This window comes from Flagellimonas lutimaris (assembly GCF_003581615.1).
Lineage (GTDB): Bacteria > Bacteroidota > Bacteroidia > Flavobacteriales > Flavobacteriaceae > Flagellimonas > Flagellimonas lutimaris.
On the sequence record NZ_QXFH01000007.1, the window covers coordinates 1 to 662 of the forward strand.

The window sequence follows — 662 nt, forward strand, 5'->3', positions numbered from 1 at the left end:
GGTGTTGATAAGAAAAAAGTGGCATACATAGTAAAATTACAGAGTTGGGGCTCTTTCAGCTGTTCCAGAAATAACAGTGAGCAAGTTGTTGCCAAAAGGATCGCTCAAGTGTGCTGCAAGGTTCTCGACTGGTCCTTCCCCGGTGACATACGCTTGGATGAAGAAAGCGAACATGGAGAACATAGCTAGCCGCCCGTTCTTGATCTCCTTCACCTTCAACAATGCAGCTTGGTCCGGGTCGTTAGCCAGACCCAATGGGTCAAAAGGACCACCGGGGTGAAGCTTGTCCTCCAGATCCAATCCATTTGTAATTCTGTAATACTCTGCACCACCGACCAGTACAACCTCAGCAACAACAGCAAGAATAAGGTTGATGGGGATGTTCTTGCCGAAATAGTTGAGTGTGTTGCCGTCTAGAAGCAGAGCACCGGTCTTGAACCAAACAGCCTCAGGGCCACAGTTGGCTCCAAATTTGTTGAATGCCTCAGGAATGATACAACCAGCAGCACCAAGCATGGCCCATCGAGCGTGGATCAGCTCAAAGGCTTGATATTTCTCAAAGTCTTCGGGTTTCTTGCCGAGGCCAAAGGGATCATATCCATAGTCTCCAGGAACTTCTCCTGTGAGGTACTCAGGGATTTCAGACTTGGCCAATAGCCCCT

At 48.8% G+C, this 662-nt stretch carries 1 protein-coding gene; it reads right to left on the reverse strand.

The features are described 5' to 3' along the window. Window positions 1-36: 36 nt before the first annotated feature. A partial coding sequence (locus D2V08_RS18125; RefSeq protein ID WP_147374017.1) for a chlorophyll a/b-binding protein occupies window positions 37-662 on the reverse strand: 626 nt, incomplete at its 5' end.